This is a genomic window from Posidoniimonas corsicana, assembly GCF_007859765.1.
Lineage (GTDB): Bacteria > Planctomycetota > Planctomycetia > Pirellulales > Lacipirellulaceae > Posidoniimonas > Posidoniimonas corsicana.
The window spans coordinates 604,211-618,383 of the sequence record NZ_SIHJ01000002.1 but is presented as its reverse complement, the minus strand read 5'-3'; the positions used below and the strand labels follow the sequence as shown (position 1 = coordinate 618,383).

Below are 14,173 nucleotides of genomic sequence, written 5' to 3'. Positions count from 1 at the left end.
GCTAGGCAAGCCCTTTCCAGCGGCGCAGCCCCCACTCGCCAACCAGGCATGTGACGGCCAGCAAGAAGAACATCGGTTGGTGCCAGAGCGGAGTGATCTGCGTTTCGGTAATCGGAACGCGGCGGTTGGGCAGTTCGTCGACAAAGGAGTTGAGGTCGCGAAGCTCCAGGACCTGACCATCCGTCCGGCTGGCGATCTGTTCGAGCAGCTCGCGGTTGGGACGCAGGCGCACGAACTCCTCGGCCAAGGGTTGGGCGACCCAGCCGGTCTGCCGCCGTGGCATCTCCGAGCCATCCGGCGCAAACACTGAAACTGTCGCCCGGTGGGGGCCCGCCGTGCTGCCGCGGTAGCGGGTCACGTACACGCCCGGTTCATCGTCGCTGGGCTCGGCGCGCAGCTCCAAACGCTTGCCGTCTGGTGAAGCAACATCGATTCGCACTTCGGCGTTGTCCAGCGGCAGGTACTCCGCATCATGGACCCGTACCTGGACGTCAACGCCGCTGGTGGAGTCGCTGGTTTGCGTGACCTCGACCTCAACGCGTCCGGGCACGTCGGCCACCAGCCAGCGGACCGTCTGACGCCACGACTTTTCCAGATCGTCGTTCTCGATATCCGACCGACGCAGCCCCCACCGCCAGATGTCGGCGATCAGCAAGGCGGCGGTTCGCCCCCTGCCAAACCGTTGGGCGACGAGAGCGGGAAGCTTCTCACCGTTAACGTCCGTCACGTAAGCCATCTCGGCCGCGCCTGGTTTGACTCGACCCGTTTGGGATACGGTCTTGTACTCCGGCATAGCGACCACCCGCTCGCGCTCTTCTTGCTCGGTCTTACGCAGGCGCACCCAGTCCTGCAGCCAACCCTCGCGAGTCAGATCCAGGCGGTACGAATCTTCAACCACAGCGGATCGGTCGTTCGAAGACGCATCAAGGTAGACCGGGAGCAGGTCGGCAACGGGCGTGCGCCGGTAACCGCCCTCGGCAAACGACTCCACGCCGGCGAGCATCAAGAGACCACCACCTCGGCGACTGACGAAACCCTCCAGCAGCGTGAGCTGATCCTGTGTGAAAAACTCGGCTTCTAGATCGTCGAGGATGATTGCGTCGTACTGGTATAGCTCGTCGGCCGTCTTGGGGAAGCCGTCCCGCAGTTCCTCATCGTCCCGCGTATTCAGACGCGTCAGCACGGGTTCGTCGTAGCGTTCGGAAGTCTCTTCGTCGTCGCGACGAAAACCGTCGAACAGCTGGTTCCCCGATCCACTCCCGCGGCGGCGGAAGGTGAACTTCGCTTCCCGCTTGGCGATCCGCACTAGCCCCACTAGTTCGAGCTGATCGTCGTCGTCGAGAGCGCGGCGGAGGAACTTGAAATCCCAGTTCGGGCGTCCCGCGACGTAGAGTACGCGGTACGGGCCTTTGCCGTTGTCCAGCACGACGCTCCGCTCGTTGTTGGACTGGGTCGCCTCCAGGCTCTCCGTTTCTCCCCCCGCGCTATCGGCCGTAGCATCTGCCGGCGAGGCGCGCACGGTGAGGAAGCCGACGCCCCTCTGTTCAGGCCGGATCTGGAAGCGCGCCGCACCGAGTTCTTGGTCGCCTGCGAACTCGATGGTTTGCTTCTCGATCACCTGGTTCGCGCCGTCAAGTGCCCGGACGTCGACCCTGCGCTGGTCGACGCAGCTGGAGCGGATATCGGCGTGGATCACAACGGGCGCCGACTCAAAATTGGTCTGCCGTACCGATACGCGCTCGACGCTGAGGTCTGGCAGGACATCGTCGGCGCCGATCACCACCGGGTAGACGGGCGGCAGGTTGGACAAGTCGATCGCGGGGTCTACCACATCAGTGGTGTTGCCATCAGTGAACAGCAGGACGCCGCCCAGGGGCAACCCGCGGAAGCGTTTTTCGATGGCCGCCAAGGCGGATCCCATGTTGGTCGATTCGCCTGTGAACTCTAGCGTTGCGAACTCCTTGACGCCGCGCAGCTGATCGTCAAATACAAGGCGACGCAAGTCGAAGTCCTGTCCGAGTCGCGTCTGCCAAGCCGAATCGGGCGTCAACGCCTGGTTCAGCTGTTCGCCCCGCGTCGCGCCGCCTCGCTTGTCGCGGATCTGTAGGCTTTGACTGCCATCTACGGCGATAGCGAACAGATTGGCCCCCGGTCGAGGACGCACCGCGGTCACCAGAGGCTCCACGAGGCACATCGCCAGGGCCGCCAAGCCGGTAGCCTTCAGCGTCGCCGCGAGGGTTCGCAGTCCCAGACCGGCCGGCGATCGGAAGTAGCTGTACAGCAGAGCGGCCGCGCCGATCGACAGCAGCAAAGCGGCGCCGGTTGCCCATTCGGGAGCGCCCCACAGACCCCAGTTGGTCATTCGCCGCTCCCCAGGCGTTCGTAGTACTCGCGCACGGTCTCGATGAAATCGACAGGCACCGGATCGCGGTCGATCGGGACGAGCGAGTCGGGCGACTCTTTTCGGCGTATCTCTTGTTGTATCCGCTGACGGACCTCCGCTAGCGGATTCGCCACCCCTTCGATTAACTTCTGCCAATCGGGCTCCTTCGAGTGCCGCTTGAACTCGGCACGGGCCTCCTCAGCTCTGTCACGGATGCGGGCGACCTCTGCGCGGAGCTCCGGGTCGTCAACAAGATCCTGGACGTCGCGCATGCGGTCGTTCCACTCGCGAAAGTCCTCGCCGGTGATCGGCCCGCCGGGCGTGTTCAGGCTGTTGAACAAGTCATTCAAGTCCCATCCGCGGCCGCCCTGACCCCCGCCACGCTGCTGCTGGTTTTCCTCCGGTTGCGCACGCTGGCCGGAACCACCTTGTTGCTGACCGGTCGGGCGATCACCGCCCTGACCACGCTGCTGCGATTGGTCTGATCGCTGGTCTGAGGCTTGCTCGCCGGCTGGCCCAGGCAGCCGCGGCAGTTCTAACGGCTCTGGGGCGTCGTCCGATGATTGCTCGCCCGGCCCAGTCTGCCCCGTCGCGCTGGGGCGCGAGTCCGCGTTCTGGCTGCTTCGTTGACCTTCGCTAGGCGGCGCCCCTCTTTGCTGGGTGCTACGCCCTTCTGTCGCGCGCTCGTCTGAAGGTCCCGCTTCGCCCTGCGCCTGCTCGATCTCTTGATCGAGTTGCTCCTGCAAGTCTTGTAGCTCGCGCTCCGCGCGACGCAACGCTTCGGTCCCGTCACCCAGCACGCTCTCGGCCGCGCGATCGACGCTCTGCCGCAGTCGATCAATCCCACCGTTCGCCGCCCGCATCGCTTCGGCGGCCTCGGGGGCGACTCCGGCATCAAGAAGCTGCCGGGTAATGTCGAGCGCCTGGTCTACCTGATCGTCGTTGGCCTGTCGGACGGCGTCGAAGAGCTCCCTCGCCAGCAGGGGTTCGGGCTCTTCGGCTTCCTGGACCGTTTGCTGCATCCGCTCAATGAGTTCCTCATAGTTGCGCTGCTGATCTGCGAGACCCTCCAGGATGTCCTCTCGAGCAACACTGTCCCGGAGCGACCGGCTCTGCTGCCGCTCTTGCTCATCAAGGCGGTCCGACAGTTGCTCTTGCTGGGAGTCGAGGTCTTGAGCCGCTCTGCGGAGGTCTTGCATCTCCTCCGAGAACCGGTCGGCGGCGCGTCGGCGGAACTCGTCGCGCAGCTGGTTGAGCTGGCTGCCTGCGCGGGTCCCTTCGGTGACCGCCTCGCTAAGCCGCCCTTCCTCGAGCGCTTCGGACGCCTGCTGGACACGCGAACGTGTCGCCTCGAGTTGCTCCTGAGCGTCGCGGGTTTGCTCTGGGGTCTCGGAGCCCTCCAAGTCGTTCTGCAGTTCTTCTGTGTCGCGGAGGATCTCGCGCTGCTGGTCGCGGAGTCGTTTCAGCTCGCGTTCTAGCTGATCCTGCTCCTCTTCACTCTCGGCCGCTTCGAGCTCCGATTGAAGCTGCCGCACACGGTCGTTCAGGTCCTCCTGCCTGCGGGCGAGCTCACGGAGTCGGTCTAGCACCTCCCTGGCCTGGTTGGTTCCCGTCTGGGCTTGTTCCTGCTGGCTCCGCGCGCGGCTCTGCGTCTCGTAGCGGTTCTCGCTGGACGACAACTCAAGCTCGTTGAGCTGCTGCTGCGAGCGGCTGCCAGCGCCGGACGCGCTGCCCGATGGCGAGCCCTGTTGTTGCTGAGCACTGGCTTGGATGACGTCGAACTCCCGCGCCCGCAACTTCAGCAGTGCTTGGTAGGCCGATTGCTCAGACGACATCGCTGGGCGGAGGCCGCTGTGGGCGGCGTCCGTCGCCGCTTCCGACAGTCGCCTGAAGGCTTCCTCCATCTGCTCGCGTGCGGTCTGGGCGTGCCCGGCAGATTCACCATCGGAAACCTCTGCTGCGAGTTCTTCCAGTTGCTGGATGGCGTTCTGCTGCGATTCGGCGATCACCCCCACATCCGTGGCGAATTCGGCGGACGGCTCAGCCGCGACTTCGCGACGGACAAGCGTCCACGTGGCGCTGATGATCTGTTTCTGGAGTTCGGCAAGCTCGGCCGCCTGCTGTGCGGCGCCCTGCGTCTGGCTCTGCTGTTGTTGCTGCTGCTCCCGCTGCTGCTGTTCAGTGGGTTGTTCGCCCTGGCGGAAAACCTCCTCGAAGTGGCGAACCTCGGCGAAGTACATGTCGCTCAGAGTCCGCCGGGCCTTGCCGTTGGGTCCGTAGTCTTCCGCCCAGACATAGTATGAAAGCAGCTGATCAGGGGCTGCGTGGAGTTCCTCAAAGTCGATCGAGTGTGCAATCGAGTGTTTCTTGAGAGTATCGGGCGGGCTTTCTAAGTCGCTATCGAACAGCAGCACGTCGGTGGGCTCCCCGCCGCCGATCGAGTAGCTGACGCCAACGCTAAGCAGCCCAAAGTCGTCCGTCGCCTCACCGGCGATATCCATCTCTTCGATTGGCGACACCCGCAAATCGCGCGCAGGTCGGGCAATCTTGAGCTTTGGCATCCGGTTGGGGGTGACGTTCACCACCAGTTCAGGCGGCAGTTTGTTCGCGCGCCCCGCTGCGTCCTCTAGGTGTAGCTTGAAACGCCTTGAGCGTTCGAGTGTGAAGGTCGCCCTGTAGTGTGGCGAGTCGCCATCTACGCGAGCGAGCGGAACCTCTCCCCCATCCCTGTCGACGAGCCGAGCGACGTCCACCGGCTTGTTCAGCCGGCACTCGATCATCAGCTCGGCCCCTTCGACGGCCGTCACGCGTCGGACGTCCTCGATACGTTTGGGCTGAAGGGAAGTGTAGTCCGGGTAGTGGATCTCGACGTCGGCTCGTTCGAGTCTGGGATAGTCGAACACGGAGATCCGATACGCTTCGGTCTGCCGGCTGCCAAATCCGACGCGGTACGTGAAGTCGTGGTTCACTGACGGGATGCGGCCGACGAACTTTGGGTCTTCGAAGCTGCGGGTCATCGAAAGCGTCTCGGCGGCGCCGGCTTCACGGGAGGCCGCCTCATTCAGAATCGTCAGGGTTGCCTCCGGCGGCACGACGCCGCCGAACTGCGCAACGATGAGCAACGGCGTCCCACGTTCAATCTCAGCATCTCCCGGCTCAACAAGGACATCGTCGACCAGGAGCAGGATGCGGTCCGCATCTCCGCCGGCAGCGGGCGAAGCATGGGCGATGGAATCGGGGCGATTGAACAGCACGACACACGACGCCACGAGCAAACCAAACGCGCCGAGATTGGCAAGGCGAGCGGCGCCGAGTTGCACGACAGAAACATCCCGCGTCCAGTTGTGGCTGCGCCCGTGGGTCACTGCCTCGCGAACAACGGACGATTGCAGGTAGCCTAGCCGACGATCCTGCGGCGACGGCGCTTGCTCGAGGGCTGCGAGCAGGCCGGCGCCCAGTTCGGGGTGCTTGTCTTCAATGCGGTGCGCGACCCAACGAGGGTCGGCGGTGGAGCGGTTGACCAGCACCCGGCAGAGGATGTCGGTAGCAACGGCGGCAACGGCGATGGCAACCGCCAGCTGGCGCCCCGAATAGCCCCAGGCGTCACCCCACTGCCAGGCCGCACCCGCGGCGATAGCCCACGCCAGCCAGCAAACGGCGAGCGACCATCCCCGCCGCACGCCGCGTAACCGGTCGCGGACCCGCGAGAGCATTTCGTGCAATTCGTAGATCATTGCCGAGTTCTCACGATTTCCTTAGGCGGGGGCGGGCTGCGGCGCCGTGGGTCGCGACAGCTTGCCCGCCAGCAGGGTTTCGACAATCAGCAACAGCAGCGCGACAGCAACGAGGTACTTCCAGACCTTCTGCTGCCCCTCCAGTTCAATGTCCCGCATCTGACGCAACTCGGCGTTGGCTGTTGCGGGGTCGAACTCCCCCGCGAGCCGGCACCCGAGCTGCTCGAACGCCTCTTGGGGCAGCGGCGCGGTTTCGCTCTCGAGCGGATCGACGTGCACACTGAACATGGCTGGCCTCTCGGTCGTGCTGACCGCGTAAACGCCGGGTGAGTCGGTATCTTCAACGGCGGAAACGCCGCTTTGGATGAGTATCCTGGTTCCATCCGGTTTGGTCAAAAATGCGTCTTGGGGCAGGTCGATGCCGTTGGGTAGCGGCGCCTGCTCGCCAATCAGGTAGCTGCCGGAGAACGCGCTGTCGCCGCGACCCTGATTAATCAATGCCGACAGCATGAGCAGGAACTTCCACGAGCGGGCCAGCTGGCTGTCGGCCGGCCGCCAGCTGCTCGTAAAAACAATCAGCTTCCCCCGCCCGATCCGTTGCTCGATGATCGCCGGTGCGCCGGAATCAAACCGGGCGAGAACCGCCGCGTCCGAGAGATCTGCTCTGTCGACCTGGCGGTGCTTCCAAAAGTGGATCTGTGTGAAGTTATTGAATTGGGGACCCGCCATCGGAGCGAACAGCGGGTGCCTGAAATCTATCTCGCCCAGCAACGCGTAATCATCCACATCGGCTTCGGTGACTTCGATTGCGTCGCCGCCCACAAGAGCGCCGAGTGCTGCGTCGTCGCCTTCCTGGACGACGTACAGCGTAGTGCCCCCCGCTCGCATGTAGTCACGGAGAGCAGTACACTGCGCCTTTGTTGGCTGAGCGGTCACTACTACGAGCTCAGGGGGCGCGTTTGTGAGCAGGGCGCTGTCGGGCTGGGCCTGTTCGAGTACCGCCGCCCCCAACGGGACGCTCTCTACGGCGCGGGCCACGTAGTAGGCCATCCCGTCCGCGTCCCCTACGTCGTCGACGCCCGAGTAGATGACACGAGCCTGATCGACCTCGGGGCGGACGTAGTGTACCGTGTTATCAAAGTCAAAGTCGTCCCCGGTGAGCGATAGCTGCATGTACTCGTCACGGGTAGCCGGTAGGCTGACGCGGGCGACGCGACTCTCGCCCGGGGGAACATAGACGTCGGTTGCGTCATCGAGTGGGTCACCCGAAGCGTTCCGCCACTCCAGCCGGAAGCTATCGCTGATTGAGTCGGTCGAGTTAATCACTCGGACACGTAGCTTCTCCTCTGTCGGCTCTTCGCTCTCATTCGATCGCTGACCGAGCAGCGCCAGCCCCGCGTTGGTTGATGCGCCGGTCGTCACCGGAACGAGTTCCAGCACCGCATCGTCGGGCCATTCATACTGGCTGAAGTCGCTCAGCCGGCCGCCTTGCTGAAGGTCGCTTACGATCACAACACGGCGTTGCCCAACCATCTTTTGAGCGTCGGGTTCGCCTTCGCCCTCGAGGCTAGCCAGCGCGTCGCCCATCGCTTGGCCGATGCTCGTGGCCGCCCAGGTCGGTGAGAACTCTCGGAGGCGCGCCAGGGCAGTTGCGCGGCGCTGGGCTGAGGGAACTTGGGCCAAGTCTTGTCGGCTCACGATCGGACGGAGTGATAGATCAAAGGCATACAGCGAATACTGGTCCTGCGGCCGGTAACGCTTGAGAGTCTCGTCGACGGCGGCGACGGCCTGCCGCCACAGGTCGCCGCGCCTCATGCTCGCGCTGGCGTCTACCAACACGGCGACACGCTCCCCCATGGCGTCACTTGGCGATGTCCTGGCCGATTGGCGGAAGAATGGTCGTGCGAACGCAACTGCCAGCAGCGTGATGGCCAGAGCCCGCAGGAGCAGCAGGAGCAGATTGTCCAGACGGCTGCGTCGCGTGATTCTCGGAGGCGACGGCTCCAGGAACATCAACGAGCTGAACTGCGTCTCGCGGCGCGGCGTCCGCCGGATCAGGTGGAACACCAGCGGCAGTGAGATGGCCGCCAGGCCGAGCAGGTAGAGTGGGGCCAGCACGCTCATCGGGCCCTCCTAGCGATCCGGTCGTTGCGGGCCGGTGTGCGGCCGCGTTCGAGCCGCGTACGCAGCAGGTCGAAGAGCGACAGCTCAAGCGGCCGATCGGTTGGGCACACAACCAGCTCGACTCCAAGCTCTTTGCAGTCCTGGCTCAGCGTCGCCGCGTGCGACTGGAACGCGTCGAGGTACTTGCGCTTCGCTACGTCGGGATCAATGTAGAGCTTCTTGCCGGACTCGAGGTCGTGGAAGATTCTCGCATCGTCAAACGAGAACGCCAATTCGGCTGGGTCGAGTACGCGCAGGATGATCATTTCATGCCCACGAGAGCGCAGGTAGGCCACCTGACGCTTCAGCAGGTCGGTCGGCGCGATCAGGTCAGAGATCAACACCACTAGACCGCGCTTCTTGACCGACCGGGCTACCTGCTCCAGCGGCTCGGCGACATTGGTTCCCATGCCGTCGGGTTGCCGCTGCAAGGCGGCCATCAAATGGCGGAGGTGGCCCGCGCGGCGCCGCGGGGGAAGGTACTCGCGAATCACTTCGTCGAATACGGCCAGTCCGACGGCGTCCCGCTGCAGGTAGAGGAAGTAGCCCATCGTAGCCGCCAGCGTGCGGGCGTACTCATGTTTGCTGACGCCGCCCGCCTGAAACGCCATTGAACGGCTTGTGTCAACGAGCAGGTAGCACAGCAGGTTAGTCTCGTCCTCGAAACGCTTGACGTAGTGGCGGTCGGTCCGGGCCAGCAGCCGCCAGTCGAGGTAGCGCAGGTCATCGCCTGGCGAGTACTGGCGGTACTCGCTGAACTCGACCGAGAATCCGTGGTAGGGGCTGCGGTGGATTCCGGCGTAGAAGCCCTCTACGATCACTTTCGCCCGCATCTGGAGGTTCTTGATGCGCATCAGGGCGGGCGGGTCAATGAAGCTCAAGCCCCGTTGAGCCGAGGGCGCCGTTCGCTGGTTCTCAGTCGCCATCGCCACCCGATTAAATCCCCTGTGTGACTGTGTGGGTCGACAAATCTCCGCCACGCCCGGAAGCGGTGGTGTGGGCGGCTCCGCACAGGTCCTACCGGTCGATGCCGCGGACATGCTTAAGCAAACGGTCAATAACATCGTCGACGGTCACGCCCTCGGCCTCCGCCCGGTACCCAATCAGCGTGCGGTGGCGGAGCGTTGCGTGGGCGAGCGCCCGGATGTCCTCCGGCGATACGTGTGACCGGCCCTGCAGAAGTGCGCGGGCCTTGGCGCCCAGCACCAGGTACTGCCCCGCCCGGATGCCCGCCCCCCAGCTTACCCACTCGTTGACGAAGTCGGGCGTGTCCGGCTGGCCGGGACGCGAGGCCGCCGCCAGCCGCACGGCGTAGCGGACGACTTCCTGCGCTACCGGAACCCTCCGCACCATCTCGTGGAATCGGAGCACATCGTCGCTCGAGAAAATCGGTTCGATGTCAGCGGGCCTCGACGACGTTGTTTGGGTTACGACTTGCACCTCATCGTCTTCGGGCAGGTAGTCGATGACCACGTTGAACATGAAGCGGTCGAGCTGTGCCTCGGGAAGCGGGTAGGTTCCCTCCATCTCGATTGGGTTCTGCGTCGCGAGGACGAAGAACGGCTCATCGAGCGGGTAACGCACCCCGCCCGCGGTCACCTGGTGCTCCTGCATTGCTTCGAGCAGGGCGGCCTGGGTTTTTGGCGGCGTGCGGTTGATTTCGTCGGCAAGGATCACGTTGGCGAATATCGGGCCTTTGACAAACTGCAGCCTTCGCTGCCCGTCCGGCGACTCCTCCAGGATCTCCGTTCCGGTAATGTCGGCGGGCATCAGGTCGGGGGTGAACTGGATACGCTGGAACCGGAGGTGGAACACCTGGGCGATCGATCGCACCAGCAGCGTTTTCGCCAGTCCCGGAGCCCCCGTCAGCAGGCAGTGTCCGCCGGCGAATAGCGTGATCAGCAGCTGCTCGACCACCTCTTTCTGGCCGACAATCACCTTCGACAGCTCGCCGCGGATCCGCTCGCTTCCCTCGCGGATCTGCTGCACGACTTGCTCTTCTTGTTCGTAGTTTTCGATGTCGATGCTCATAGGGTAGGGCAGGTCGCAGGTATCGGTGAACAAAGCGTGAACTAACTCGCCTGGACTTCCGGGGGAAGGCGGCGCACCAAATTAGTGTGTCATCGCGTAGAAGATAATGTTGATAGCCATGGGGTAGGCCTTGTTCTCAGCGAACTCGTTGAAGTACCACTCCGAAACGCCCTCTTCCTCCCAGCCGTCGCCCAGGTCGGTGTTGTGGCAGATGATAGCCATCATACGGCCGTCGTCGTCGAACAGGCCCTTGTAGTGAACGGTGCGGCAGTCGCCCCCGTGTCCGTCCTCCCAGGTGACGCCCCACGGACGCCCCTGCACGGCCGCGCGGAGGCCACAAACCTGCGGCTTCTCCTTAAGGCGGTAGACGCAGCTAAAGACGTCATGGTCTAGCGGCAGCTCGCTTGGCTCCCGGTCGGGGAATACCCGCTTAATCTGCTGGTAGAAGTTTTTCCACTCATAATCTCCCCAGAAGTCGTCAACCATCAAGAAGCCGCCGCTGAGGAGATACCGCCGCAGGGCCTGCACCTCGTCCTCACTAAAGACCAGCCGCCCTGGCTCGATAATGTAGATGAATGGGTAGTCGAACAATCGGTCGTCCGTCAGCCGCATGTAGATAGGACGGGGCTCGACCTTGAGAGAGGTGAGCTGCTGCAGGCGGAAAGACAGGTTGAGGTCGCTGTCGGGGTAGTCGGTCCGCCACGCCCCGCCGCGGCCGCCTCTGCCACGGAAACCAAAGCCGCCGCGGCCGCCGGAGCTGTACTGGATGCGGACAAAAGTGAACACATCGTCCTGGAACCGCTTGTTGTTCTCCCAGTCGGGAACGCCACCCCGATCCATGTTGTCGTCGTCCTGCCAATCCATCCACTGCGCACCGCCCACGCCGGCGACGAGCAGCATCGCCGCGGAGAACACAATCCGCTTAAAGTAGCGACTCTTCATGGTTCCTCGGATGCGGTTTCGGCATCGCCAGCGGTTTGCCCTTCGGACTCGCGCTCGCCATGCTCGGCCGACGGCGCGTCGGTTGAAGGTGCTTCGTCGTTCATGTCGACGAGTTCTAACAGCAGCTTGTGCGCATCGAGAAAACGCGGCGCGTCCTCCAACGCAAGCAGCACCTCGCGCCGTGCCTCGTCGCGGCGGCCTTCGTCCTGCAGAAGCGTTGCTAGCCGGTAGTGCGCATTAACAGGATCGCTGGTCTCGAACTCCAGCAGCGCACGGTAGGCGGCAATCGCGCTTGTTGGCTGCTCTAGAGCGTCGGCAGCGCGTGCCAGGTAGCGGTGTGGGATTGGGGTGAGGGGATCGACTGCCAGCAGCCGCTCGGCGTTCTGCAACACGGCGCCCCAGTCCTGGTTCTGCTCCGCCATCTCAGCCAGACGGAAAAACGCGCCGGTCGCCTCACTGTCGCGTGCCGCCAGCGCCTCCAGAGCTTCGCGTTCGGACGCCTCATCGTTCAGTTCATGGTAGGATTGCGAAAGCAAAGTGTAAGCATTGCCCGCGCCGGTGTACTCCGGGTAGAGCTCGCGGAGTCGGCTGGCCGGGTCGATTGCGGCCTGCCAGTCTCCGGACCTCTGCAGCGTCTGGGCGTGGCGGATGAGGCCGTAGAAGTTGTCGGGGTGGCCTTCGAGCCACTCGGCGACAGCGTCCGCTTCGGCCGCTGGTGGAAGATCGAACTCGTCCCAATTCAGTTTGGGCGCCAGGCCCTCTGCCTCACTCGTAAGGTACTCTTGGAACCCGGAATTCAACTTGCCCAGCGGATCGGCATGACGCACCAGCGCCTCGTTGATCGAAACACCGGCCGCCAGGTCGTCGAGGATGATTTTGATAGTCTCGAAGCCATAGTTCTCGATTAGGTAGCGGACCGCCATTGACGATTCGTAGTAGGCGAACTGCAAGTGCAGCGGGCTCTTGGGGGCCAGGAACATCGAGCTGAGCTCGCTCAAGGGCGCCATCTCTCCGTCGAGGACCATCTGGCGGTAGGTGGGGGTCATCCGCTGCCCCCACGTTTCGTCCTGCTCCAGCTCCTCGTAGACTGAGATCCCCTCGCTGAGCCAACGCGGCATCTTGTTCGCCGACTTCTTGAGGGTGACTACGTGACAGAACTCGTGCCACAGCACGGCCTGCCAGTTGGCCTTGGTGTCTCCCAGGGCAGCCGGGCTGTTGGCGGTGATCACGTTGCCGAAGCAGACCCCCAGAAAGCCATCCGCTCCAGGGATTCCGAACGTCCGGACGGCAAAGTCGTTCTTGTTGGGGAAGATGTCGACCACCACAGGCTCTTCGATCGAAACGTCGTACTTCTCACAAATTGTCTGTTTTGCTTTGGAGAGTAGGTCCAGGACGCGTTCGCCATACACGGCGGCTTCGTGCTGTTCCATGCGCAAGTAAAACGCATCATCCGCCAGCACCTGGTGCTTCACCAGGCTGTCGTGGAGCGTTGCAAGGTTGTGGGCCACCACGTTGTAACCGTCGGTCGCTGACACCTCCTGAATCAACCGCCAGCCTTCCTCCTCTTCGCCCAAACGCAGAAGGTCTTGCGCCAGCTGCACCCGTGCAGGCAGGTAGCCGCTATCCATCTCCAGCGCGCGACGCTGGTAGTCGGCGCCTTCGCTAAAGCGGTACTTGTCGGACAGCTTGCGCCCGATGGTGTGATCCACTTCGGGGTTGCTCTTCCAGCTAGACAGGGCGGCGTTCCGCGCGGACGATTCGCCTTGCTCATCGCCCGCGATGTTGTGAAGCACGGATTGGTAGGCGTTGGCGACCGGATGCTTGGAGTTCACCTCCAAGACTTTAGCTAGCAGGCTCCGCGCATTGACGTATTGCTCGGCGTCGATCAGCCTCTCGACCTGCATCAGCAGACTTTCGGGGTGCCGCGGGTTGAGCTCTAACGCTTTGGCGAGGGCCGCACTCGCCCGCTTAGGGTCGCCGTCGGCGAACGCGCGGGCGAGCAAGTAGTGGTACCGCGGATCGGACTGGGCGGCCTCCGGCGCTGACTCGAGAGTTTGGGCCGCCAACGCGTGGTCGTACTTCTCGAGTGCGAGCTCGGCCGACGCCAAGTGCCCGATGATGAAGTCAGGGTGCTGCGCCGTGATCGGGTCGTAGCAGAGTTCGAGCACCCGCCGGGCGTCTTCGCCTTGCATGAGGAGATACCTGCCGAGAGTCAGCAGGTCGTTCGTTGACCAGTACCGGCGAGATCGCGTCTCGATGAGCTGGCCGACGCGGCCAAGGTGCATTGCGGCGAGCTCGTCGCGACCGTTGAAGCGGAACACCTGGTGAGCCAGCATCCGCATGCGGATGCTTTGCGGGTAGGACTCCAGGCCCTCCTCGACAGTGGCCATGGCATCCGCGTAGCGGCCAATCGCCAGCTCGGCTTCGGCCTTGACGTGCCTCCACTGTTCGAGGCGTATGCCTTCCTCAATTTCCGCCTCCGCCAACTCGATGCACTCTTCGTAGCTTCCCTTGAGGAGCAGCTTTTCCGCCTCGCTTACGGTCGCCGCTAGGCTTGGCGCAACGCTAGCGCCAATTACTGTTAGCAGGAGTACGTGAGCAGCAACCCTAGGCATGCCGTCTCCGGTACCGCAAAAAATCGTGGCGGACGGCGGCGTTGCCGCCACGCGGCCCACTGGCAGGCGAATATCGAGTTAACCCATATCGTTATACCCCAGTGGGAAACGTATGGGTCTCGGAAAAAACGGCAACAAAACGGCTTTCACCGCCCGGTTGCGTCCTGGTGTGCTCAGGTCTAGTGGAAGAGTGCAGAATCTCGCCGGGCTATTAGAGTTGGAGATCCCCCGTTTGGCGTCATTCGCCAAGGGGCAGAACAGTGCATTCGACGCCAACCAGCCTGGCGCCTGGACGACCGCGGTTG

The 14,173-nt window shown here is 63.5% G+C and carries 7 protein-coding genes; all 7 read right to left on the bottom strand.

The window, feature by feature from the left end; all coding sequences use genetic code 11:
• Position 1: 1 nt before the first annotated feature.
• The gene (locus KOR34_RS18545) at positions 2 to 2,362 is read right to left on the bottom strand and encodes a glutamine amidotransferase (protein ID WP_146566940.1); all 2,361 of its coding nucleotides are present in this window, start codon (positions 2,360 to 2,362) and stop codon (positions 2 to 4) included.
• Positions 2,359 to 6,117 carry a DUF4175 family protein gene (locus tag KOR34_RS18540; RefSeq protein WP_146566939.1) on the bottom strand — a complete coding sequence of 1,253 codons (3,759 nt, stop codon included), beginning with the start codon at positions 6,115 to 6,117 and terminating at the stop codon, positions 2,359 to 2,361. Before KOR34_RS18540 ends, KOR34_RS18545 begins: the two co-directional genes overlap by 4 nt.
• A 21-nt stretch (positions 6,118 to 6,138) precedes the next feature.
• Positions 6,139 to 8,241, bottom strand: coding sequence for a BatA domain-containing protein (locus tag KOR34_RS18535; RefSeq protein ID WP_146566937.1), 2,103 nt, complete (start codon positions 8,239 to 8,241; stop codon positions 6,139 to 6,141).
• Positions 8,238 to 9,134 (bottom strand): DUF58 domain-containing protein, encoded by an 897-nt coding sequence (locus KOR34_RS18530; protein WP_228714695.1) that lies wholly within the window; start codon positions 9,132 to 9,134, stop codon positions 8,238 to 8,240. The genes KOR34_RS18535 and KOR34_RS18530 overlap by 4 nt, the downstream gene beginning before the upstream one ends.
• A gap of 163 nt (positions 9,135 to 9,297) precedes the next feature.
• On the bottom strand, positions 9,298 to 10,311 hold the full coding sequence (locus tag KOR34_RS18525) for an AAA family ATPase (protein WP_146566935.1): 1,014 nt from the start codon (positions 10,309 to 10,311) through the stop codon (positions 9,298 to 9,300).
• An 81-nt stretch (positions 10,312 to 10,392) separates the two neighbouring features.
• On the bottom strand, positions 10,393 to 11,253 hold the full coding sequence (locus tag KOR34_RS18520; RefSeq protein WP_146566932.1) for a DUF4159 domain-containing protein: 861 nt from the start codon (positions 11,251 to 11,253) through the stop codon (positions 10,393 to 10,395).
• Positions 11,250 to 13,868, bottom strand: coding sequence for a peptidase MA family metallohydrolase (locus KOR34_RS18515; RefSeq protein WP_146566930.1), 2,619 nt, complete (start codon positions 13,866 to 13,868; stop codon positions 11,250 to 11,252). The genes KOR34_RS18520 and KOR34_RS18515 overlap by 4 nt, the downstream gene beginning before the upstream one ends.
• Between the last annotated feature and the right edge of the window lie 305 nt (positions 13,869 to 14,173).

Bases quoted from the DNA above. Each gene is read 5' to 3' on its own strand.
- KOR34_RS18535 (WP_146566937.1), bottom strand. From the start codon at position 8,241: ATGAGCGTGCTGGCCCCACTCTACCTGCTCGGCCTGGCGGCCATCTCA.
- KOR34_RS18530 (WP_228714695.1), bottom strand. From the start codon at position 9,134: ATGCGCATCAAGAACCTCCAGATGCGGGCGAAAGTGATCGTAGAGGGC.
- KOR34_RS18520 (WP_146566932.1), bottom strand. From the start codon at position 11,253: ATGAAGAGTCGCTACTTTAAGCGGATTGTGTTCTCCGCGGCGATGCTG.
- KOR34_RS18515 (WP_146566930.1), bottom strand. From the start codon at position 13,868: ATGCCTAGGGTTGCTGCTCACGTACTCCTGCTAACAGTAATTGGCGCT.
- KOR34_RS18540 (WP_146566939.1), bottom strand. From the start codon at position 6,117: ATGATCTACGAATTGCACGAAATGCTCTCGCGGGTCCGCGACCGGTTA.
- KOR34_RS18545 (WP_146566940.1), bottom strand. From the start codon at position 2,362: ATGACCAACTGGGGTCTGTGGGGCGCTCCCGAATGGGCAACCGGCGCC.
- KOR34_RS18525 (WP_146566935.1), bottom strand. From the start codon at position 10,311: ATGAGCATCGACATCGAAAACTACGAACAAGAAGAGCAAGTCGTGCAG.